This is a genomic window from Pantoea sp. B566, from assembly GCF_024793925.1.
GTDB classification, from domain to species: Bacteria; Pseudomonadota; Gammaproteobacteria; order Enterobacterales; family Enterobacteriaceae; genus Pantoea; species Pantoea ananatis.
Genome location: NZ_JANUQL010000003.1, coordinates 202,762 through 225,659 on the forward strand (window position 1 = coordinate 202,762; position 22,898 = coordinate 225,659).

Consider the following 22,898-nt stretch of genomic DNA (forward strand, 5'->3'; position numbering starts at 1 on the left):
AAGCTGAACCCAGAGCACTAAGGAGCCACAATGAAAGTGAAAACTATCGCGTTGTTGACGCTGTTAACCTGCGGCGCAGCCCAGGCCGCCAGTGAAGAGGTGACGATTCATGAGGTGTCGCCGCAGGGTATCGGCAAATCTGTTGGCACGGTGAAGATCGAAGAAACGCAATATGGTTTGCAGTTTACGCCCATGCTGGCGGGGCTAAAACCGGGCATCCACGGCTTCCATGTCCATGCGAAAGGCAGCTGTGAACCAGGTGAATCAGAGGGGAAAACGGTGGCCGCGGGCGCGGCGGGTGGTCATCTGGACCCGGATAATACCGGTAAACATCTCGGACCCTACGGTGAAGGTCACTTAGGGGACCTGCCAGCGCTCTACGTGGATGACCAGGGCAAGGCCAGCTATCCCGTGCTGGCACCCCGGATCAAAAACCTGAGTGAGATAAAAGGCAAGGCACTGATGGTTCACGTGGGCGGCGATAATCACGCGGATCACCCGAAACCGCTAGGCGGCGGCGGGGCCCGCTTTGCCTGCGGCGTAATCTGATCAGACAGTCTGGCGGCATCGGTTGCCGCCAGCATGGCTTTTCGTACGTTGAAGATTTGTTGTAGCATCATGCCTTCATTCCCCCCTATGATACTGATTCCCGTCATAAAGCCTGACAACCTGAGGAGCAGGGTAAATGAAATGGAAGGGCGCATGGTTACTGTGCCTGCTGCTGGCAGGCTGTGATAAACCCAATGATACGCAGTTGGTAACCGAAACCGGGCGAGAGCTTCAGCGTACCATTGATACCAATCCTGCACGGATTCGGTGTGAACATATCGCGAAGGGCCGTGAGCGGCTGAGTCGGGACGTGGTGCAAAAACTTGAAGCATCGCATTGCCAAAATGTTTTGCGTAGCGCCACGGAAACCAATTTCACAGATACCACGATCTATCACCACAATACGGTGATGATTTGCGGCGGCATCACGGGGAAAAGCTTCACTGGCACCTTCATTTCCCGGCGCTTTATTTTCTCCCCGGATGAAAAAGCGCTGGTTATTGAGCCGGTTTCTGAGGCGGATAAGACGCGATTCGAAGGACAAAAAACGGTACAGCAACTGCAGGATGATTTTAACCGCCAGCATCAGCAGTACTGTCAGTAGTCAGTCGGGAATGGCCTGTTTCAGCTGTTCCAGCGAACAACGTAAGCGCCACAACAATCCGGCAAGCGTTTCGGCTTCCCGGGTATTTTCCCTGATCGTTTCATCTGTCATCGTCTGTAGCGCATCCAGTGCCGCATCAAGTTGCCGGTGCTGAACACCGCGAAGGCTCATCACATGTTGCAGATCCTGCATCGCGCGCACGCGATACTGATTCAGTACTGCGGATTCGGTGGGCCAGTCGCGCAGCTGCCAGACGAGGTGTGAGCAGTTGAGCAAAACCACGCCCCAGCGCAGTAGCCAGACGCGCGCTTTTTCATCCCGACTGCTGCTGAGCTGGCCGATCTTGTGATAGATCAGCGACTCGAAGCGGTTTTGACTCAAATGGGGCCGGGGGCGAAGCTGATCGAGAAAAGCCATGCGCAGAGACTGAATATGGCGTCGGCTGCGGCGGCTATCCGAACTGGGGCGCAGCAGCTGAAACGCCAGCCAGGCGAGCAGTACGCCGCAAATTTTGGCGATATTGCCGTCAAAGAACGTTTGATAGTCCCAGTCTGGTGGATTGGTCACGGCCAGAAACGATCCCAGAAAAACAATAAACTGTCCCCACATGGCGGCCCGCTGTTTCTGCTGCACCCGGAACAGTTGCAGGGTCAGCAACAACGGAAATAACACCGCCAGCAGTTGCCATAGTTGATTAAACTGCACCATCAGCCCGAATTTAAACACAAAGCTAAATGCAAACAGCCACAACAGCGTTTTCAGTAATAACGTAATGCTGCCTGTGGGTGAGGGAGCCGAGGCGTAAAGCACGCAGGCGATCGCCGTGAAGGTGAGCGCCGATGCGCCCGAAGACCACTGCGTCGTAATCCAGAATGCGCAACCCGCGACCACGACAGTAAAAGTGCGCAGTGCACTCCAGCCTGCCTCTGCGCTATCGCTCTCACTGGCCAGCGCCGATACGGCCGGTGGTTGAAAGCGGGTATCCGCCTCGGCGTGCTCCAGCAGTCGTATCCAGCGCAATACGTTGAGGTACATCCAGCAGAAGTAGCGCAGCCGCTGACAGAACGCCCGCTGTCGATAATCCCCTTCGCTGGCAGGCGTAATCGTGCGCAACAACGCCGCGAGCCGATACTTATTGCAGTCGGGTTTGGCCAGTTCCTGCATGATAGACTTCAGTACCTCAAACAGCGCCTCAGGTGCATCGGGCCAGTTCAGCAGCATACGACGAAGACTGGACAGCACGCTGGTCAGTCTCAGCTGCTGATGCAGGATGTAATTCAGCACGTTATTCTGGCGGCGAAAGCGATAATGGCTCCAGAAGGCCTGGATGCGTAATAAGTTCATGGTCAGGATCTGACCAATCACCGTTTCATGGGCGCTGCGTATCTCGTCATTACGGGTGTCCTGCAGCAGGCGCGTGGCATGTTCCAGCAGGCGGGCGTGCATCTGTTTTAGCGCGTGGATGAGTGCATCGCCGTCAGAGGTGCTGGGTAAGAGCATCATCATAAAGCCCGCGCACAGCAGCCCGGAAATCACTTCACATACCCGCGCCTGAGCAATCTCCCACAGGCTGGTGATGTCCGTCAGGTTGACACAGCTGAAGGCAATAATGGCTGCGGTATAACCCGCCAGCGAAAAACCATAGGCCACATTGTTTTGATAGTGGTTTGCCACCCAGGTGCACAGCGCCAGCCAGCCGGCAATATACAGGGTGAACAGCCAAGGCTCGTTTAACGTATGGCCGGCAATCAACAGCGCAGCGGCCGCCCCCAACAGGCTGCCCACGATGCGGCCCAGGCTTTTACTGATCACGCCGCCAAGGGTAGGAAAACTTACCACTGCTGCTGAGGTCATGGCCCAGTAAGGCTCGTCCAGGTTCAAACCATAGGCAATGCTCAGCGCAAGGCACATCGCGCCTGCATTGCGTAACGCATAGCGCCATTGATTGCGATCCGCCTTTACCCAGGGAAGGTTTCCCCAGGCCAGCCCGTTGAGATTCATGGTGCTATCGTAATCGTGCAGGTTGTACCGGCGATCAACAGCGCGCGATCGGGAAGCGATGTGAGGCGGATACGGACAGGGACACGTTGCGCCAGACGAACCCAGGGCACGTTCGGTTTAATATCCGGCAGTAAACCGTTATCCGCCTCCAGGCTTTGATCGTAGATAGCCCGCCCGATGCTTTCTACCTGACCGGTCAACTGCGCGCCGCTGCTGTAAAGCACCACGTTGGCAGCGGCGCCAGGATGAATGTGGCGCAGCTTGGTTTCTTCAAAGTAGCCGACGACGTAGTAAGAGTGGCTGTCGACCAGGGCAAAAAGCGGCGTACCGGCGCTGGCGTAGTTGCCAGGGCGCAGGGTTAAATTACTCACCCAACCGTCCGTGGGGGCGGTGAGGGTGGTTTGCTGCAAGTTCCATTGCGCCTGATCACGCTGTGCCTGTGCCGCCTTCACGCTGGCCAGTGCGGCATCGGCGTTCAGACGGGCAACATCCAGATCTTCACCTGAAATGGTATTGCGCGGCAGCCGGCTTCGCCTGCTGAACTCGTTTTGCGCTTTAGCGAGATCGGCTTTTGCCTGGCTAAGCTGCGCATCGGCTTTATTCAGATCGATTTGCCAGGGGACGGGGTCCAGCGTCAACAACGTTTCGCCTTTGTGAACAAACTGATTATCTGTCACCTTCAATGCCACAATGCGTCCTGAAATCTGCGGCGTGATATCCACTAACTCGGCACGCACTTTTCCATCTCGTGTCCAGGGCGACTGCATGTAGTAATTCCAGGCGCACCAGGCACTGAGCAGCGCAAGGGTAAAAACAATCAGCGTTGAAAAGTACTTTAATCCGGAAAATTTCATCGTTTTCATCCGTGATCCATCAGCCAGAGTGAGGCCGTCACGCACAGCACAAATAAGGAAAGATCAAACAGTGTGGGATGCCAGACGTCGCCAGAGGCGAGCCAGCCGCGCAGCAGTGGGTGAATCAGCAGCCAGAGAAAAAAACCGGCCAGCACCGCTTTAAACAGGGGAGGAAAGTAAAGTGACGCACCGAAAATCAGTTCCGTAAGTGGGTGAACACTGAGAAATCCGTTGCTGATGATATCCATTATGGGGATGCACTCTGGAACAGGTTAGTGAAATATTTTCAGCCGAAACTGTCTACTTAGTGATTAGTAATTTAACTTCCGGCTTGCAAAATACTATACAATGCAGCCTGATAGCTAGCCGACTAATTATAAGGAGATAACATGGATACCCCACTCGGAACGGACCTGTCCAGACTGGTGCGCATCTGGCGGGCTCTGATCGATCAACGCCTGAAGCCACTCGATTTAACCCAAACGCATTGGGTTACGCTGCACAATATCCATCAGTTACCGCCTGAGCAGTCACAAATTCAGTTAGCCAAAGCCATCGGTATCGAACAACCTTCGCTGGTCAGAACCTTAGATCAGCTTGAAGAAAAAGGGCTGATTACCCGAACCACCTGCGCACATGACCGCCGAGCCAAACGCATTAAGCTCACACAACAGGCCGAGCCGGTTATTCAGCAGGTCGAACACGTGATTGACATTACCCGTGACGATATTCTCACCGGTATCAGCCGCGATGAGATCAATCAGATGGTGTCGCTGATTGCGCGCCTTGAGAAGAATATTCTCGAACTACAGAACAAAGAAAAGTAATACCGACGCACAGTGCCCGTCACCGGCGTCGGTGGGTGACTGTATTAGCGTGGAGAAACGGTGACCTGGCTGCCATCGGTCGCCATCGCTACGCGCTGTCCTACAGAGTAACGGCTGGCGGCCTGTTTCTGCACCACCATAATGGTGTTGCCGTCATCCTTGCGGATTTCCAGTTCAACACCGTCTGTTTTGTTCATCGCACCTTGCACGCCCTGGCCCGCAACGCCACCCAGTACGGCCCCGCCGGCTGTTGCCAGGCTGCGTCCCGCACCGCCGCCAATCGTGTTGCCCAGGAATCCACCCAGTACGGCACCACCGATAGCGCCAATGATATTGCTGTCATCGCCGCCCTGAATTTTAACCGGACGTACGGACACTAAGGTACCGTATGAAACGCTCTGGACCTGTTTGGCTTCACTGGCGCTGTAGGTATCGCCCGACAACGTATCGGTATTGCTACAACCTGCAAGCATCACTCCAGTCAAAGCGACCACAATTACACGCTTAATCATTTGAAAACTCCTTTATTCAAGAATGCGCCTATCTCTCGCGAAATCCTGTAAACAGTATAAGACAGAAAACTGGAGAATTGACCTTTGCCGGTATAAAACATGGCTGACGCCAGCATAGACCGTTAAATTTTAACAATGATTCAATCGATGAGAAAAAAATTTCTAAGGCGTTAACTCACAGGCAATTTATTGATTAAAAACAAATTAATCATGGATTTAACCGCAATTTTTTGTCAGGCTTAACGCGCGTAACACCATTTTCACCTTAATGAAAAGGAACGGCTATGAAATCAGGACGCTACATCGGCGTGATGTCGGGCACCAGTCTTGATGGTGTGGATGTGGTTCTGGCGGCCATTGACGAAAATATGGTGGCTCAGCAGGCCAGCTACTGTCATCCCATGCCACCGGATTTGCGTCAGGCTATTCTGGCCATTTGCCAGGGACAGGCCCTGACGCTGTCGCAGTTAGGGCAGCTTGATACGCGGCTGGGGCAGCTGTTTGCTGAGGCGGTATTGACCCTGATGCGCCGTGAATCCCTTGAAGTTGGCGATATCACGGCGATCGGCTGTCACGGGCAAACCGTATGGCATGAGCCGCAGAGCGCAGCGCCGAATACGCTGCAAATTGGCGATCACAATCAGATAGTTGCCGCGACCGGCATTACGGTCGTGGGGGATTTCAGGCGGCGTGATATGGCGCTGGGCGGGCAGGGCGCACCGCTGGTGCCGGCCTTCCATCAGGCCTTGATGATGGATGCCACCGAACGTCGCATGGTGCTGAACATCGGCGGGATTGCGAATCTCTCTTTACTTATTCCGGGGCAGCCTGTTCGCGGGTTTGATACCGGGCCTGGCAATATGCTGCTTGATGCCTGGATATGGCGTAATCAGGGCAAAGCTTACGATAAAGATGCCCAGTGGGCGCTGAGTGGCAAAGTCAGTCATGCCCTGCTTGATACGTTGCTGCGCGAGCCCTGGCTCGCGTTGCCGCCGCCTAAAAGCACCGGGCGGGAGCTGTTTAACCTGGGCTGGCTTGAACAACATCTGCGTCATTTTCCTGGCATCGCCGCACAGGACGTTCAGGCTACGCTTAATGAATTTACCGCCGTCAGCATCGCGCAACAGGTGCAACTCAATGACGGATGCGATCGTTTACTGGCGTGTGGTGGGGGAAGCCGCAATCCGTTACTGATGGCGCGACTGGCTTCGCATCTTGCGGGTACCGAAGTGACGACAACCGACACGATCGGTATCAACGGGGATGATATGGAAGCGCTGGCGTTTGCCTGGCTGGCGTTTCGCACCCTGTCCGGCTTGCCCGGAAATTTGCCTGCGGTCACCGGCGCACGCGAAAAAAGCGTGATTGGCGCCATTTATCCCGCCAATCCGTTGTTCATGCGACAGGGGAAAGGGGACTGAATCTGTCCCCTTTTAGAACAGCGTAAAACGAATCAGGCCACGCCAGGCAGATGCGTTAACTTGCGCACGCCCGTGATGACGGTTGCCACGATGGTTTCACGCCGGGTAATGACTTCAACCTGGTAGTATTTGCTGCGATAGGCAATTGAATAGATAACCGGATGGTATTTATTTCCCTCACCATAACGAGACATATGGGCTTCCAGCGCGCGCGAGGCGGCAACGATATGGACGGGTTCTTTATCACCGCGGATGATTTGCTTCATTCAGTCCCTCAAATGCTATACCTGTGGGGCACGCCTTAACAGGCGCGTTGCGTCGGTCTTTAACACTGAACATCTGACTGCTTAACATCATCGATAATTTAAAAAACAGCGTGCACGTCTAATATTGCAGCGCAATGACACAATCTGAAACGTGCTACTAATATTTAGCAGCACGTTTTATGTCCGGCAAGAGAGAATGAAAATTTATTGTGTTGCGGGAGCCAGGGTTTATTTAAGCTCGGGCCAGGAAACGGAAGATACGCCATTTAATTTCGGCCAGGAAAACAGGAATCCCTGAAACTGTGAAATGCCGGCGGCTTCCAGCCACATCCACTCTTCGGGCTGTTCAATCCCTTCTGCAATCACGGTAATTTCCAGCGATGAACAACATTTTAAAATCGCGTGGACGATAGCCTGCTTCGGGCCACTCTTGTGCACGTTACTAATAATACTGCGGTCGATTTTAATTTTATCGGGCTGGATCTGGGTAAGCAGTGATAACCCGGCATAACCCGCGCCAAAATCATCGAGCGCGACGCTGATACCGGCGGCTTTGAGCTGTTTCAGCGCGGCGGCAAATTCGTCAGGACGAGAGATGATCTCATTCTCGGTAAACTCAACGACAATTTGCTCCGGCACCAGCTGGTGGGCATGAATTTCCGTCAGCAGAAAGTCGACCGCGTCGGGAACAAGCACCAGCGACATCGGCAGCAGATTGATCGACAGCACCATATCATCCAGGCCGAGCGCCTTTGCCTGTGCAAAGGCCGTGCGTTTAGAGTGCAAATCGTTGCGGTAGATATCATCCGGATCAAGGCGGGAAAAATAGTGCTGTTGCGTTTCACCCTGATTGCCGCGAAGCAGCGCTTCAAGGGAAACAATTTTGCGTGCAAAGGGATCAATAATGGCCTGAAAAGCAAAATTTACGCCTTCCTGATTCAGCATGGCAACATCACCTTCGCGGGTTTCGGCCTCATCCTGAATAAAATCCCAGCTGTCTGCTGAGGGAATTTCAAAATAATTTTCTTTCTCGCGCGCTTCAACAAAGGTACGCAAGAATTTAAGCGCCCGATCTTCATAGGTCAGCTGGTATTTGGTGGTGCCTTTTTCCAGCACCGCATTAAGCACCGTGGTTTTATCGTATTGCCGCAGGTCAAACAGCTCCATGCCCACGTTGCCGAAACGTCGCGCAGGGGCATAATCGCGCATTAATTCCACAATATTATGATGGCTGGTATCGCGGCAAATACGTTCGTAAACCGCCAGCACATCACGTTCAGGACCTTCAAGGAGCTGAAAAAAGTGGGTGCCATTAAACAATAAAATACCGGTGACGCTGGATGATTCATTAATTTTGTTAGCCTTGGTGACTAATCCCTCCAGCATCTTAAGCGGAACATGGTCAGCGATGTGACTGCGATAGATAATTGTAGACAACATAAAGTCTTCCAGATTCTTGTTTTTTTACCGCACACATTGCCAGATCGCTTATCAGGCGGAGCCTAATCCTGCTGTAATACCATCGCAAAATGTGTCCTTGCCGTGCATTTCTCCAGCACGGCACAGGGGGCGCTTACCTGTGATGTTCCGTTGTCACAGAAGGTTTAACACGATCGATCCATGGGGTGGATAACAGACCATGGCGGGGGCAAACAGGTTTTTTATTATTCTGTTCATTACCAGCGTGTTACGCATTGTTTCTATTATATCAGCACTTCAGTGGTTAGGTATTGAATAGACGTATCTTTTTTGCAGGTTATGGTCCGTTAATAAATGACACCGATGAGTATTATTCTCAGGTTACCTGGGGTAATCAAATTATCCTGGTTCCCTGACTGCTGCCCTTGAAAAGAAAACAGCAGTAGCCTGATTTGGCATGTTTTTTTAACCAAAATGTCGAAGAAGAGAGGTAAACACAATGATTAAAGTATCAACTCTGATCTTGCACCTGGCGCCTTTTTCAGCAGCCAGAGTCTGATAAGATGCTAACGTAAGTCAGTGACCCCGCTGCGAATAAATCTCAAAACCCCTGTTTTGTCATTATCCCTGTGGTTTTAGGGATAATTCTCAGCTAGGGTTAACAACGCTACATTATTAAATAAAACCTTACATCACTCTTTTTATCGTCCTGATTGACACAGCGACCAGCAGGGGCAGTCCTATGCTTAAATCAAGCTACTATTACGTATGTCCTTTTACCCGAGGCGGATGGATAATTCATAAAGAAGGTTGTAGCCAGCTGGATAACAGCCGTGGACGTGAATTTATCGGTTCACTCTACACCCGGCAACAGGCCTTAACGGTCGCGAAAATCCATCATCCGGATGCGATTCTCTGCACCGCCTGCCTTAGCCCTTTCGTCTGTCCCACTGCCGGGCGGAGTCTGGCATCGCGCAATCGGGCCATGCCGACGCGACATACACCTAAGTCTTCCTGAATATTACGGACGTCAGCGCCGACGTTACGCGCGGCGGAGATATCGGTTTACTGCGCCTGAGGCGTGAGCGCGATATAAAGAAATAATGTGTGAAGGTGAAATAATAATAACCGCGAAGAAGGGTGCAAATTATTACCTGGTTAACAGGCGTGACGCTCACGCCTGTTAATATTAACGCCGAAAACTACAGCTTAACGCCGAAAACTACAGCGCTGTGATGATTACGCCTGTTTAGGCTGTCCGTTCGAAGCGGTCAGGCCGCCATCAACCGGCAGATTTGCGCCGGTAATATAACGAGCGTCATCGCTGGCGATAAAGGCAATGGCATCAGCAATATCTTCAGGCTCACCTGCGCGTTTAAGCGGAATGCGGTCATAGAAACGCTCAAGCAGGGCCTGATCGTTTTTCACCGCTTCCGTCAGCTCGGTGAAGGTAAAGCCCGGGCAAATCGCATTCACTCTCACGCCGTCCGCGCCATAATCCATGGCCAGTGACCGGGTGAAGTTGGTAACGGCGCCTTTGGCCGCGTTATAGACGCTCATGCCCCAGTCGCCACCTAATCCTGATACCGACGAAATATTCACCACGTTGCCTTTCGATTTCAGCAGGGCAGGCATAAAGAAGTGCACACAGTGGAATACGCCGTCGAGATCGACACTCATCAGCTTCTTCCAGTCAGCGGGTTCGATCTCGTGGATGCGTCCCTGAACGATAATCCCGGCATTGTTAACCAGCACGTCCATGCGGCCATATTTTTCTTCAACGCGGGCGGCCAGCGCTTTTACCTGATCGGCCTCAGCCACGTCGCAGGCCGCTGCCATATGGCCATCGCCGGGCAACTGTGCCAGGACTTTTTGCAGCTTATCCTGATTACGGCCAACCAACACGACAGATGCGCCTTCTTGTGCGAAGCGTTTGGCGCTTGCTTCACCAATTCCTGATCCGGCTCCTGTCACTACAACGATTTTACCTGTAAATCTGGACATTTTGCCTCCTTAATGGCGTCGCTTACTGTTTTAACCCTGTTCAGCCTGGCAGCCCTACGGCCCAGGTCAAGCGCAACGGTACCGGATGCGTATTGTTTAACCGTTACGCATCCGGTTCGCGCCGCGCCGGGCGTCCTTAAGGCCTTCTGAACAGCGCCATACTGCGGCCTTCCAGTTCAAAGTCCTTCTCTTTGGTGATCACCATCCCGTGTTTGCTGGTATCGCTGGTGGTCAGTTCCAGCACCCAGCCGCCCTCACCGAACTGAGGGATCTGGAAGGGCACATTACCTTCAAACGGGTTGATGAGCATCAGCACGTCATACCAGACGCCATCCTGATGTTGCAGATCGGGTCGGCCGATGTAGACACCGAGCGTTGAACCTTCGTCCCACTGCTCAGCCTGCTGCAGGCCGCCGCCGGCATTGAACCACTTGATTTCCATCCCGTCGCGCCAGCTTTCACGCCGTAACAGCGGCTGGGTTTTGCGCAGTGAAATCACATGACGGGTGAATTCACGCAGGGCTTCGGCCGAAGCGGGCAGGTTATCCCAGTGAACCCATGAAATTTCACTGTCCTGGCAGTACCCGTTGTTATTTCCCATCTGGCTGCGGCCAAACTCATCGCCTGCCAGCAGCATCGGGGTTCCGTGGGAGAAAAACAGCGTGGCCAGGAAGTTACGTTTCTGGCGCTCGCGAACGGCGTTAATGCCTTCGTCGTCAGTGGGGCCTTCCACGCCATAGTTATAAGACCGGTTATCGTTGTGACCGTCGTTGTTGTCTTCACCATTGTCGGCGTTGTGCTTCTCGTTGTAGGAGACCAGGTCGTTCAACGTAAAGCCATCGTGCGCGGTGATAAAGTTAACGCTGGCCCAGGGACGACGTCCGCGCTGATCGTACAGATCGCCAGAGCCAAGCAGACGGGCGGCAAAATCGGTCGGGACATTGTTTCCTTTCCAGTAATCGCGCACGGTATCGCGATACTGATCGTTCCACTCCGCCCAGCCCGGTGGAAAGCCGCCGACCTGATAACCACCAGGGCCAATGTCCCAGGGCTCACCGATCAGTTTTAAGCGTGAAAGCAGGGGATCCTGCGTAATGGCGTCAAAGAAGCCGCCGCGGGGATCGAAGCCTTCTGGTTCACGGCCCAGAATGGTGCCAAGATCGAAACGGAAACCATCAATATGCATGGAGTCCGCCCAGTAGCGCAGTGAATCCGTCACCATCTGTAACACACGCGGATGAGAGGTGTTTACGGTGTTTCCTGTGCCGGTATCGTTAATGTAATAGCGATGCTGATCGGGTAAGGTGCGGTAATAAGAGAAGTTATCAATACCTTTAAAGGACAGCGTTGGCCCCAGTTCATTGCCTTCCGCGGTATGGTTATAAACCACGTCAAGGATCACCTCAATGCCCGCGTCGTGGAAGGCGCGGACCATATCCCGGAAACCCTGAATGCCTCGCGGACCAAAATAGCGTGTCGCCGGAGAAAAAAAGTTCAGTGAGTTATAACCCCAGAAATTTTTCAGCCCTTTATCCAGCAGGTGCTGATCGTCCGGAAACCAGTGCACCGGTAACAATTCGACGGAGGTAATACCCAGGCTCTTGATATAGCCCACCGTGGACTGATGACTCATGCCGTCGTAAGTCCCGCGCATTTCAGGCGGCAGCGCCATGTTCAACTGGGTAAAGCCTTTCACATGCGTTTCATAGACGATCGTTTCAGACCAGGGAACCTGCGGGCGGTTTTGGTCCTGCCAGTCAAATTCGTTGGGGTCGATCACGCGACATTTTGGCGTGAAGGGGGCGCTGTCGCGATCGTCGAACGTCAGATCTTTGTCTTCGTGATACAGGTCATAAGCGAAGTGCGCCTCATTCCATGCGATGTCCCCGGCCAGTTCGCGGGCATAGGGATCGACAAGGAGTTTATTCGGGTTAAACCGATGGCCGTTTTCCGGATCGTAAGGACCGTAAACGCGATAGCCATAGAGCGCGCCGGGCTGCAAGCCGGGCACGTAACCGTGCCAAATCTCATGTGTGAACTCGGGCAAATCCAGTCTGGCTATTTCATTTTTTCCGCTTGGGTCATAAAGACACAGCTCCACGCGTTCTGCATGGGCAGAAAACAGCGCAAAGTTTACGCCTTTGCCATCAAAGTTCGCCCCAAGTTGCTGGCCCGATCCCGACGTAATTTCAAAACGATGATTTGACATCTGTCCCTCTCAATTAATGAACCCTGATACGGTGTTTCAATCCATGTACTGACCTGCTTTCAGCAAGCTAACAATGCCAGTGCCCAGTAGTTATTTAACGTTTCCAGCGAAATACGGTCGGTCAGGTCGATCGTTTCGCCGCTCAGCACATTGCGATAACGGCGATGTGCCAGTTCATCCGGCAGCACGATCTCGGTGGCGGCCCAGTGCGTCGCTGGGGGCGCTTCCAGCTTGAGCTGCGCGTCGAACACAAGTCGGGATGTCACCACAATAATGGCCTCACTGCCCTGGGTTCGCGCAAACGCCAGCAGCCTGTCGGACTGCGCGCCCTCAGCCGTAAGCGGCAGATAACTGCCCCGGGCAAAGAGTTTAGGCCTGTCCCGGCGTAAATTGAGCAGCGCCATGGTGGCAAGCTGGTTAACCTGACCGCTGAGCCAGCTATCATGGCTACCGGGCAGGGTCGTCGTCGCAGAACGTAACATCGCTTCCAGGGCGGCATAATCCGGTTCGCGTCGGTTATCAGGATCGACCAGGCTGAAGTCCAGTGCTTCGCTTCCCTGATACACATCCGGCACCCCGGGCGCGGTCAGCTTAATGACTCTCTGGCTCAGGCTGTTCACCAGGCCAGCACGGATAAAGGGTTGCAGCGCCTCAACGAAATCCTGCAGGAAAGGCTGATTTGCAGGTGAGAGCAGGTGACGCGCGTAGCCCAGCACGGCCTGCTCGTACGCGGTGTTGTTCTCGGTCCAGTCAGTGCGCAGTTTGGCTTCACGCAGGGCTTTTTCGACATAGCCTGCGAAGCGTTCGGCAAGGGCATCCAGCCCCGCACTGTCCCGGGGATCTAAGGTGGGCGGCCAGACACCGGCGAGCGCCTGATACAGCATCCACTCCACGGACGGTTCCGGCGCAGGGCCGTCCTCAAGGGCACCCACGGCCTGGCGATTGAGTTCGCGCCAGCGCGCCACGTTCTCGGCCCAGCGCTGGGGGGCTTCCGTCAACGTGTAAAGCCGCGCGCGCGCGTCTTCGCCTCGCTTGGTATCATGCGTCGAGCTGGCGGAAAGGGCGTCCGGCTGACGCGCAAGACGCGTTGCCATCTCATGGTGAAACTGCTGCGGGGAAAACTGCGTCTGTAAGGGTTCCGCGCCCACCTCATTTAACGCCAGCGCGCTGTTCTGTCGGTAAAACAGCGTGTCTTCGATGGATTTCGCCATCAGCGGACCGGTGAGCTGCTGGAAGCGGGTCCGGAAGCTGTTCGCCAGCGCGGTGGACTGGCTGGCGACGTCGCCCTGCATGATCTGCAGCAGGAAATCGAGCATGTGGCTGTCAGGTGCATGTTCCGACGCCCTGACGCCGTCAGCGACGGCCTGAAGACGTTGTTGGTCGTTGGCAGGCAGGCCGTGCGCATTGCCGTAGGTTCGATAGACCGGGAACGCCACCAGCAGTTCGCGCAGTGCGCTGCGGAGCCGCTCGGGATCAATCGCGATGTGTTCCCCCTCGGCAATGGCGCTGGCCAGGTCCATCAGGCGCGAAAATTCCCCGGCAAAATTGCGATCTGCCATCAGACATTTTGCCTTACGAAGTTCGTCGTCCATCTGCACGACCTGGCCGCTGACGCTTTCACAGGCCTGGCCGAGGGCGTTGAGAGAGTGATTATCAACCAGCACATGCGACAGCGCGGCGATAAACTCATAGCCTGTGGTGCCGGAAATTGGCCAGTCGCTGGGGATCTGCTCGCCTTCACCCAGGATTTTCTCAACGGTGATATAACATGCCTCGCCGGCCTCGCGACGCAACTGCGTCAGATAACCTTTAGGATCGGCCAGTCCGTCAACGTGATCGACGCGCAGGCCGTCAACCGCGCCGCTGTGGACCAGTTCCAGAATAAGCCGGTGTGCATCCCTGAAGACGGTGGGATCTTCAACCCGTACGCCAACCAGCCCGGTCACCTCAAAAAAGCGGCGGTAGGAGAGGTCCCGTGCGGCATCGCGCCACGACATCAGCCGCCAGGGCTGCTGTTGATGCAATGCATCCAGCCCGGCTTTGCTGCGCAGCTGGAGCACGGCTTCTTCCTGTCCCTGCCAGCTTTCCGGCGTAAGCGGATAGTAACTTTCAAAATAGGCCAGCGCAGGCTTGCCGGTCTGGGGATCGCGTTTAACGGCAAGGTCGCCGTTCTCCAGAACGGTATCAATATCATCACCCAGAAACGGCAGCGTCAGACGGCGTGACCAGTCGATGTCGAAGTAGTCGGCATAGCGACTGTCTTTACCGTGTTCAAGCACGTCGTGCCACCAGCCGTTCTCCAGCGATGCCGCCATGTGGTTGGGGACGATATCAATGATAAGCCCCAGTCCGGCCTGTTTTAACGTGCTGACCAGACGATCAAACCCCGCGCGTCCGCCAATCGCCGGGTCGATTTCATTAACATCGGTCACGTCATAACCGTGAGTGGAGTCACGGGTGGCGGTAAAGATCGGTGAGGCATAGAGATGGCTGATCCCCATTTTTTTCAGATAGGGCACCAGCGCTGCAGCGCGATCGAAGGTCATGCCATTGCGGAACTGAATACGGTAGGTGGCGGTTGGAATGCTCATTTAGGTTCTCCGGCAGCCAGACGAACAACGATCGCGTTTTGAGGGAGCGCATCGGTGGATTCTGGCCAGGCGAAGATCGTTTCGCCCGGCATCGCCGGCAGGGCGCGATCCTGTTCGCCGATGTTGAATGCCATTGATAACGTGCCCGCCGGGAAACGCCAGCTCACGGCAACAAATCCCTCTGCGGTGTCCAGTACCTTTCCGCTGTTTCCACCCGCCGTCGCCAGCAGCGGCACAATATGCTGCTGCCGGAGTGCCAGTAGTGAGCGGGTCAGCTTCAGCCAGCGTTTTCCTTCTTCGCTCTCCAGCTTGCTCCAGTCCAGTTTTGAACGGGTAAAGGTCGCTTCATCGTTAGGATCGGGAACGCTCTCGCCCTCATGACCGGCATGTCCTTCAAACTCTTTCGCCCGGCCTTCCCGCACGGCTTTCGCCAGATCGCCATGGAAATCGGTAAAGAACAGGAAAGGATGGGTTTCGCCGTACTCTTCCCCCATGAACAACAAAGGGATATGGGGCGACAGCAGCAACGTTGCCAGCAGCACCTGAGTACGTTCGGCACCGGCCAGAGAAATCAGCCTTTCTCCCTGCGCACGGTTGCCAGTCTGATCGTGGTTCTGGATAAAGTCCACGAAGGCCACCGGCGGCTGTCCGGTACTGTCAACACCGCGCGCTTCACCAGACTGCACTGAGACCTCGCCCTGGTAGACAAACCCTTCAGCCAGCGCGCGTGCCACACGTTTTTCCGGCCGATCGGCAAAATCTTTGTAATAGGCATGCGTTTCACCTGTGGCAAACACATGAACGGCATTATGAAAGTCATCATTCCATTCGCCGGTGAACAGTGGGGCGGTGCCATCTTCCGCTCTGGGATGCAGGAAAATCACGTTGCGACAGTCTTCGGTGGTGAGATGGATCTGGCGCTCGGGAATATCTGCGCGAATGCGTTCAGCGATGTCGATCAAAACAGGCGTGTCGGAAACGTCTTCAATCTGGTCGATGGCATCGAAGCGCAGGCCGTCCAGGTGGTATTCCTGCAGCCAGTAGAGCGGGGCTTCAACAATATAACGTCGCACCGCATCCACATCATAGGCAATGCCGGCGCCCCATGGCGTCATCCGGTCTTTATGGAAGAAGTCTGGTGACAGCAAGGGCAGATAATTCCCTTCCGGGCCGAAGTGGTTAAGCACGATGTCCAGAACAACCGCCATGCCATAGCCATGAGCCGCGTCAATAAACGCTTTAAAGTCATCGGGCGTTCCGTAAGCGGCATGTGGCGCGTACAGGAGCACGCCATCGTAGCCCCAACCGCGCTGCCCGCCAAACTGAGAAACGGGCATGACTTCAATCATGGTAATGCCGGTTTCCGCCAGATAAGGCAGTTTCTTTATCGCAGCCTGGAACGTGCCTTCTTCGGTGAAGGTGCCCATATGCATTTCATAAACCACGCTTTCCTGCCACGGGCGGCCTTGCCAGGTGGTGTTCTGCCAGCGGTAGTGAGCAGGATCGACGACCAGAGACGGGCCGTTAACGTCATTCTGTTGCGCGCGTGAAGCGGGATCGGGAATCACCGTGCCATCGTTCAGCACAAAGTTATAGGTTGCCCCCGCCTGTACATCGCTGACCTGCAGCTCAAACCAGCCGTCTCCGGCGGGCGTCATGGCAAGATCTTTATCCGAAAGTCGTAAACTAACCTGCTGTTGACCCGTTGCCCAGACGCGGAAACGCACGTTGCCATCGGCCAGATATTCGCTTCCCCAACTCTTAAAAAAAGATGTAGATACCATTCCGTTGCCTCTTTAACCAGAAAGTACGCAATAAGCACCACCACGCTATCGGTAAGCCGATGATGCGAATGCAAAATGATGTTAGCGAGATCAGGAGCCCGGGAGGTCGATGCGCCTTAACAGCCTTTCCCCGTGCCATTATTCAGATATTGTTATGTGTAATACCGCATGAGGCACCCGGCAGTGCCTGCTTCACACAACACTCTCAACAAATAATCATAGACCAGGTTCCAACATTTACTGCCGCCGCGCGCAATGTACCCTGTGGCTTTTTCCCCCAGCGAGGCCGGGCTGTCCGATGAGCCCGGCCTCCATTTGCCTCTGCACAGGGGAAATCAGAAAAAGAGCACGGGCATCAGGCAGAAAAAAACCGCCTTTAACAGCGGTTTTGACGCAAACAGACCAGGTGGACGCCCATTCTGCGTGCGTTTAAGGTGTCAGCCCTCCCGTGGCAGGGCGGGCTGCTCCTGTCATCAGGCCGGAATGGATTCGGCCTTCTGGCTACGCGACCAGACGCGGTGTTCTGCCATCGCAGCAGTAAAATCATTCATCAGCGCGATTTCAGCATTATCGGCTTCCACGATGCCTTCCTCCTGCTGATTTTCATCCAGATCAAACTGCGCTTTGAAACGGCGTGCTTCACCACTCAGGCCAATGACTTTCAAATGTTTGTAAGCCTCCAGCAGGAAGTAGCGTGCATCTCCGCTTTTCAGCAGGGCATCCACGTTACCGTCGGGGACGATCACCGCATCAAAGGTCAGCGAAGGTAGCCCGTTAAACGTGGCATCGATCGGCAACAAAGAACCATCGTCTGCGCTGACCTGGCCCATATGCGCCGCCAGCAGTTTGGTGTGCACGCCAGCAGCGGTGAGATGCTGCAGAATAGCCAATACGTCGTCGGCTTTTACGCCTTCGCTCAGCAGCAGCGCGACCTGACGGCCTTTGATGTCGGCATCGGGAATGGCATACAGGCTCAGGCTGTCATCGCGCTGCAGGCCATTGACGTCTTTTGGCGGGGCGGTGTTGAGCTGCTCATCGCTGAGATCAATCCCGAGGTTGGCGGCCACCCCTTGTGCCAGTTTGACATCGATGCGCAACAGATGGTCCACCACGCGTTCACGGATGTAAGGGCGGGCCACCTTACTCAGCTCAAAAGAGTAGGCGGCAATGATGTGCTGCTGTTCAATGTCAGTCTGGCTGTTCCAGAACAAACGCGGCTGGGCATAATACTCACCAAACGAGGGGCTACGTTCGCGGACTTTGTGGCCTTCAACGCGCTCCTGATAGCTTTCGAAACCGCCCCCTTTTGCGGCAGGCGGTGTTTCCCGTGGCCAGTTGTCGTTGATGGAGTTGGGTTCGTAGTTGGCCGGATTCGTATCAATATCCATCCGGTGCATGCCCTGGCGCTGGAAATTGTGGTACGGGCAAACCGGGCGGTTGATCGGGATTTCGTGGAAGTTTGGCCCACCGAGGCGGCTGATTTGCGTATCGGTGTAGGAGAACAGACGGCCCTGTAACAGCGGATCGTTAGAAAAATCGAGTCCTGGGACGAGATGCCCCGGATGAAAGGCAACCTGTTCCGTTTCAGCAAAGAAGTTATCCGGATTGCGGTTCAACACCATTTTGCCGACGCGCACGACGGGCACCAGCGCTTCCGGAATCAGCTTGGTGGCGTCCAGAATATCGAAGTCGAACCGGAACTCATCTTCTTCCGGGATCATCTGCAGGCCAAGCTCAAATTCCGGGAAATCTCCCGCTTCAATCGCTTCCCACAGATCGCGGCGGTGGAAGTCGGGGTCGCGACCGGTCAGCTTCTGGGACTCATCCCACAGCAGCGAGGCTTTGCCTGCCAGCGGTTTCCAGTGGAAACGAACAAATGTCGCTTTGCCTTCATCGTTAATCAGGCGGAAGGTATGAATGCCAAACCCCTCCATCGTGCGGTAGCTGCGCGGAATACCCCGGTCAGACATCGCCCAGATCACGTTGTGCAGGGTTTCAGGCTGTAGCGAGACATAGTCCCAAAACGTGTCGTGAGCACTCTGTCCCTGAGGGATTTCATTATGCGGCTCAGGCTTTACCGCATGTACAAAATCGGGAAACTTGTGGGCGTCCTGTATAAAGAACACCGGCGTGTTGTTACCGACCAGGTCGAAAATGCCTTCATCGGTGTAGAACTTGGTAGCAAAACCACGAATATCACGCACCGTATCCGCTGACCCCGCGCCGCCCTGGACCGTCGAGAAGCGCACAAATACTGGCGTGATCTGCTCTGGCTCACTCAGGAAGTGCGCCTTAGTTACATCCTTTAGTGAGCAGTAGGGCTGAAAGTAGCCGTGGGCGGCTGAACCGCGCGCATGCACGATGCGCTCCGGAATGCGCTCATGGTCAAAATGCGTGATTTTCTCCCGCATGATGAAGTCTTCAAGCAGCGTCGGCCCACGTGAGCCGGCGCGTAATGTGTTCTGATCATTTGCAATACGGGTGCCCTGATTGGTCGTCAGCGGGCTGTCCGTTCCGTTTTTACGGTTCGCTTCCAGTTGATCGAGTTTCGTGCTGTGCGTGTCGGGTGCTTTAAGGCTACCCGGCGCGGTGGGTTTTTTACCCGGCGGCGTCGGTTCGGCTGGGGGTTGATGTGAACCCTCTTTAGGTGCCAGCGAGCCCAGTCCGGGTTGTGAGGATTCCGGACCCGTTGTGGGGGCTGGGTGATTCAGAGGATTATTCTTTTTCTCATTCGACATGACACGTTGCTCCAGCTTTTTTTTACTACTTGAGGTGCCAGTAAATATAGAACAACTTAATTAATAAGCTTATAAATATTGCGTTTAATGGCGCTGGTAAAATAATTATCGGATGGCGTAACGCAAAATCAGGGAGATATTAAGAAAGGAGAAAATAATTTAATGATGAAACTAAATGGTTATTTAAGCGTGGCGGTGGTGATTTAATATATTGATATTTATCGGTTTGTTATTTATTAGTCGGGGAGGTTATTGTGTATTGATGGCGTGAAACTGTTTTATCAAACCAGGCCTTTTCTGAAAATGCGGGGATTAAGTCGGTTACGCTTCGCTAAAGTCGGCTGAGTTTTATTTTTTCCGTTGCGCTTATTAACGCGCAAGCGAAGCCGATATTATCCGTGAGCAATCGGTATTTAAACATGGGGATCGTTATCCTTAACGGGAATAACAGGCAGGGGTGAGAAAGGGTGAAAATCGCCAGTCCATGGCGTATTACCTCCTTAAGGCGCCTTACTCAGATCTACTTAGAGGTGCGACGGCTGTTTTTGCCTCCTTTCCGACCGGCCTCCCTGGCTCTTTCAGGATCGTTTTTGAAATTACCTCCGCTGGCTTTGCCTCCTGCACTGCCCGCTTCACTGGCTCGCTCAGGATCGTTGGCAAAATTACCGGCACCACCTCTGTATTTCTGTTGTGTCATAGACAAGACCTCATATCAGGGTTCCTTAGATAAGAAGGACTAGCTAGTCACAGCGGTAAGTTTAGTTCTGATACGAAATTATGCCACTTTGTCATCCCTTGTTCCTGGACGAAATCTAAGGGTATTTACTTGTAAAATCAGTGAATAAATTCTGCCCGCAGGCTGAACAGGCCGGGCGCCGCAATGTGCTGTTATACGTCATCCGTTACACTCTGCCCGTCAGTGCGAAATTATTGGTAAAATCAAGCATTAACTTATTGATAGTTATGCTCTAAATGGCGAAATTTGAATTAGCTGTTACACTTTCTGAATACCGTTCAGGAGTGTTTATGAAATTAGGCTTTGCATGTAAGTACTTAAACGAACAGGGCAAGCAATATTTTCCCTTCCGCGCGACCACGCGTACCCGTTTTCTCGGTCTGGATGAGGCCCAGCGCACCGCGCTGATTTACGAGATTTCAAAGACAAATTTGCAGAACCTGTATCTGACGCTGGAAGCTATTGCGGCACTGCCAGAGGCGTTAAGGATGATGCGCATTGGCAGTGATTTACTGCCGCTGTATACGGTGCCGCAGGCAAAGCCGTTATTTGCAACGTTTTTACCCGAGCTGTATCCGCTGTTCGCCCGCTGCGGCGAGCTGGCGCGGACGCATCATATCCGGCTGTCATTCCACCCGGGACAGTACAGCGTGCTGGCGTCGGATAATCCTGATGTCGTGTCACGTGCCTTAGAGGATGTGGAATATCATGCTCTCTGTGCCTGCCTGATGGGCTACGGCAAAACCTTTCAGGACTTTAAAATCAACATTCATATGAATGGCAAACTCGGGTTTGAAGGGTTCAGGCAGGCATTTCAGCGGCTCAGCCCCGAAGCCCGGCTGATGCTGACGGTGGAGAACGATGAGATATCGTGTTCGCTGGATGATGTGCTGCAGGCCCGGGCGCTTTGCCCTGTGGTGCTGGATATTCATCATCACTGGGTTAAAGAGAATCAGTTTATTCAGGCCAGTGATGCAAGGATGGCGCAGATTATCGACTCCTGGCGCGGCGTACGCCCGGTGATGCACTACTCGATTTCGCAGGAGGGAATTATTCCGGCCGAAGGCTTTCCGGACCAGCAGGATCTCAGTGTGCCGAAAACCAAACTGCGTGCGCATTCTGATTACTATTTCAATGCCACGCTCAACGGCTGGGCCTTGTCCTTCGGCGACTTCGATATCATGTGTGAGGTAAAAATGAAAAACCTGGCGCGTGAACAACTGTATGACTGGGGCAGGCGTAATAGCCTGATTACCTGAGACGTGCCCGTTGCGGGTCTGAAGTGACGTCAGCGGCGGGCACCGGCTTACCCGGCCAGCAGCCCGCAGTGGCTGTTGCGCTTTGATCGCGACGGTCGCAGCGCGATCGGGAATGCCAGAAAATCGTTCAGGCCGGTATCCTTTGTCTGAGGATAACGCCGCGTAGCCAGCACCTGACCTGTTGCTTCGGCGATAACCTCTGCCAGCAGATCCCATTGGCTAAGGGCGCATATCAAAAGGCCTGCCGTTCGCCTTGACGGGCAGGGCCGATGAGAGGATCCGGGATGGGTTTCTGCCGCCAGCGAGTGTGTCCTTCGCTGGCGTTTCCCTGCTGACAGCCTAACGAAGGGGGAGGTTCCTCCTCGTACAGCTTGATGAGTGACGAAACATGCTTCTCCCAGCCGTAATTAAACCCAACGGCAGGAAAATTCACAGAAACGGGCGAAAGATAACGCGCGACGAGCAGGGTTATCACGCCCTCTTGCTCAACTATTGTCGTGAAAAGATTGCCAGACAGGCATAAAAAAGCCCCTGAATCAGGGGCAAATTTTTAGGGAAGGCAAAGCGTCCTTGCTAAGTAGCGTGTCATCACAACAAAATTAAAAACGAGCCTCGCCCGGCGTACGCTGAAGCACAATCTCCAGGGCCTGACGATAGATATCCTGTTTGGTCGCGTCGGTTTCGCTTTCCAGTTTATGGATTAAGCCCAGCACCATATCTTTTTCAGAAACGTGTGCTTTAAAGGCCGCGAGTTCTGACCAGGTCTCTGCAATCACATCTTTTTCACTGGTGAAATGCTCACCCGCATTCATGAAATATTCAGAAATCTGAGACTCGGTATTGGTTGTCGTTTGCATAGTAGCCTCAAAATCGTGGAAACCGTTTCTGCCCGTGGCAGAGAAAAATTTTGCATCTGAAGGTGGAAATCCACTCACCTTCAGATGCGGTGCAAGGCACCTTTCGTTACAAGTGACTTAACATCACGCCGTAAAGTTATACAAAAAAATTACCTTTGTACAATTTTTTGCGAAAAAAAATCGGTGGTCGGAGGAGTTTTTTCACCGTCAGCAACGCTTTGTAATGGCTCTGTTAGGTATTTTGCTCTGATTTATAAGGATTTTTTT

At 53.9% G+C, this 22,898-nt stretch carries 20 protein-coding genes; 6 read left to right on the forward strand and 14 right to left on the reverse strand.

Annotated features, from left to right (window positions below):
* The first annotated feature begins 30 nt into the window (after positions 1 to 30).
* Positions 31 to 549, forward strand: coding sequence for a superoxide dismutase family protein (gene sodC / locus NYE92_RS02685; protein WP_014605947.1), 519 nt, complete (start codon positions 31 to 33; stop codon positions 547 to 549).
* 136 nt (positions 550 to 685) lie between these two features.
* On the forward strand, positions 686 to 1,153 hold the full coding sequence (locus tag NYE92_RS02690; RefSeq protein WP_014593614.1) for a hypothetical protein: 468 nt from the start codon (positions 686 to 688) through the stop codon (positions 1,151 to 1,153).
* On the opposite strand, the gene NYE92_RS02695 is transcribed toward NYE92_RS02690, so the two are convergent.
* The 3 genes from NYE92_RS02695 to NYE92_RS02705 are packed head-to-tail and all read right to left on the reverse strand — an operon-like array spanning position 1,154 to position 4,256.
* Entirely contained in the window at positions 1,154 to 3,154 is a 2,001-nt protein-coding gene (locus tag NYE92_RS02695; RefSeq protein WP_029568735.1) for an FUSC family protein, read from the reverse strand. It abuts the gene before it with no gap.
* On the reverse strand, positions 3,151 to 4,008 hold the full coding sequence (locus NYE92_RS02700; protein WP_207234754.1) for an HlyD family secretion protein: 858 nt from the start codon (positions 4,006 to 4,008) through the stop codon (positions 3,151 to 3,153). The genes NYE92_RS02695 and NYE92_RS02700 overlap by 4 nt, the downstream gene beginning before the upstream one ends.
* A gap of 5 nt (positions 4,009 to 4,013) precedes the next feature.
* Positions 4,014 to 4,256 (reverse strand): DUF1656 domain-containing protein, encoded by a 243-nt coding sequence (locus NYE92_RS02705; RefSeq protein WP_013025621.1) that lies wholly within the window; start codon positions 4,254 to 4,256, stop codon positions 4,014 to 4,016.
* A 141-nt stretch (positions 4,257 to 4,397) separates the two neighbouring features.
* Between NYE92_RS02705 and slyA the strand changes: the two genes are divergently transcribed.
* Positions 4,398 to 4,835: a transcriptional regulator SlyA gene (slyA, locus tag NYE92_RS02710; protein ID WP_013025622.1), complete on the forward strand. Its 438-nt coding sequence runs from the start codon at positions 4,398 to 4,400 to the stop codon at positions 4,833 to 4,835.
* Between the two features lie 44 nt (positions 4,836 to 4,879).
* Here the strand turns inward: slyA and slyB are convergent, their stop codons facing one another.
* Entirely contained in the window at positions 4,880 to 5,347 is a 468-nt protein-coding gene (slyB, locus tag NYE92_RS02715; protein ID WP_013025623.1) for an outer membrane lipoprotein SlyB, read from the reverse strand.
* Between the two features lie 284 nt (positions 5,348 to 5,631).
* On the opposite strand from slyB, the gene anmK reads away from it, so the two are divergent.
* On the forward strand, positions 5,632 to 6,768 hold the full coding sequence (gene anmK, locus NYE92_RS02720) for an anhydro-N-acetylmuramic acid kinase (protein WP_013025624.1): 1,137 nt from the start codon (positions 5,632 to 5,634) through the stop codon (positions 6,766 to 6,768).
* Between the two features lie 32 nt (positions 6,769 to 6,800).
* Here the strand turns inward: anmK and NYE92_RS02725 are convergent, their stop codons facing one another.
* Positions 6,801 to 7,034: a DUF4060 family protein gene (locus NYE92_RS02725; RefSeq protein WP_006119000.1), complete on the reverse strand. Its 234-nt coding sequence runs from the start codon at positions 7,032 to 7,034 to the stop codon at positions 6,801 to 6,803.
* A 228-nt stretch (positions 7,035 to 7,262) separates the two neighbouring features.
* Positions 7,263 to 8,474, reverse strand: a complete 1,212-nt coding sequence (locus NYE92_RS02730) for a diguanylate phosphodiesterase (RefSeq protein WP_014593617.1) — start codon at positions 8,472 to 8,474, stop codon at positions 7,263 to 7,265.
* Positions 8,475 to 9,195: 721 nt separating this feature from the next.
* Here NYE92_RS02730 and NYE92_RS02735 point away from each other — a divergent pair.
* Positions 9,196 to 9,471, forward strand: a complete 276-nt coding sequence (locus NYE92_RS02735) for a hypothetical protein (RefSeq protein WP_071785157.1) — start codon at positions 9,196 to 9,198, stop codon at positions 9,469 to 9,471.
* 221 nt (positions 9,472 to 9,692) lie between these two features.
* Here the strand turns inward: NYE92_RS02735 and NYE92_RS02740 are convergent, their stop codons facing one another.
* The 6 genes from NYE92_RS02740 to NYE92_RS02765 all read right to left on the reverse strand — a co-directional run bounded on the left by NYE92_RS02740 (position 9,693) and on the right by NYE92_RS02765 (position 20,476).
* Positions 9,693 to 10,457 carry an SDR family NAD(P)-dependent oxidoreductase gene (locus tag NYE92_RS02740; protein WP_013025626.1) on the reverse strand — a complete coding sequence of 255 codons (765 nt, stop codon included), beginning with the start codon at positions 10,455 to 10,457 and terminating at the stop codon, positions 9,693 to 9,695.
* 136 nt (positions 10,458 to 10,593) lie between these two features.
* On the reverse strand, positions 10,594 to 12,666 hold the full coding sequence (gene glgX / locus NYE92_RS02745; protein WP_013025627.1) for a glycogen debranching protein GlgX: 2,073 nt from the start codon (positions 12,664 to 12,666) through the stop codon (positions 10,594 to 10,596).
* Between the two features lie 59 nt (positions 12,667 to 12,725).
* Positions 12,726 to 15,257 carry a malto-oligosyltrehalose synthase gene (gene treY / locus NYE92_RS02750; protein ID WP_259018482.1) on the reverse strand — a complete coding sequence of 844 codons (2,532 nt, stop codon included), beginning with the start codon at positions 15,255 to 15,257 and terminating at the stop codon, positions 12,726 to 12,728.
* Positions 15,254 to 17,041, reverse strand: a complete 1,788-nt coding sequence (gene treZ, locus NYE92_RS02755) for a malto-oligosyltrehalose trehalohydrolase (RefSeq protein ID WP_014593619.1) — start codon at positions 17,039 to 17,041, stop codon at positions 15,254 to 15,256. Before treZ ends, treY begins: the two co-directional genes overlap by 4 nt.
* Positions 17,042 to 17,514: 473 nt before the next feature.
* Positions 17,515 to 19,779: a catalase HPII gene (gene katE / locus NYE92_RS02760; protein WP_161611201.1), complete on the reverse strand. Its 2,265-nt coding sequence runs from the start codon at positions 19,777 to 19,779 to the stop codon at positions 17,515 to 17,517.
* Positions 19,780 to 20,299: 520 nt separating this feature from the next.
* Positions 20,300 to 20,476, reverse strand: a complete 177-nt coding sequence (locus tag NYE92_RS02765) for a general stress protein (RefSeq protein ID WP_014605940.1) — start codon at positions 20,474 to 20,476, stop codon at positions 20,300 to 20,302.
* A gap of 329 nt (positions 20,477 to 20,805) precedes the next feature.
* Here NYE92_RS02765 and NYE92_RS02770 point away from each other — a divergent pair, with 329 nt between their 5' ends.
* On the forward strand, positions 20,806 to 21,774 hold the full coding sequence (locus NYE92_RS02770; protein WP_014593620.1) for a UV damage repair endonuclease: 969 nt from the start codon (positions 20,806 to 20,808) through the stop codon (positions 21,772 to 21,774).
* Positions 21,775 to 21,821: 47 nt separating this feature from the next.
* Here the strand turns inward: NYE92_RS02770 and NYE92_RS02775 are convergent, their stop codons facing one another.
* Both NYE92_RS02775 and NYE92_RS02780 read right to left on the reverse strand, forming a co-directional pair.
* Positions 21,822 to 22,010: a hypothetical protein gene (locus NYE92_RS02775; RefSeq protein ID WP_022622461.1), complete on the reverse strand. Its 189-nt coding sequence runs from the start codon at positions 22,008 to 22,010 to the stop codon at positions 21,822 to 21,824.
* A gap of 363 nt (positions 22,011 to 22,373) precedes the next feature.
* Complete coding sequence (locus NYE92_RS02780; RefSeq protein ID WP_014605938.1) at positions 22,374 to 22,631, reverse strand: biofilm development regulator YmgB/AriR family protein; 258 nt, start codon at positions 22,629 to 22,631, stop codon at positions 22,374 to 22,376.
* Positions 22,632 to 22,898: the final 267 nt, after the last annotated feature.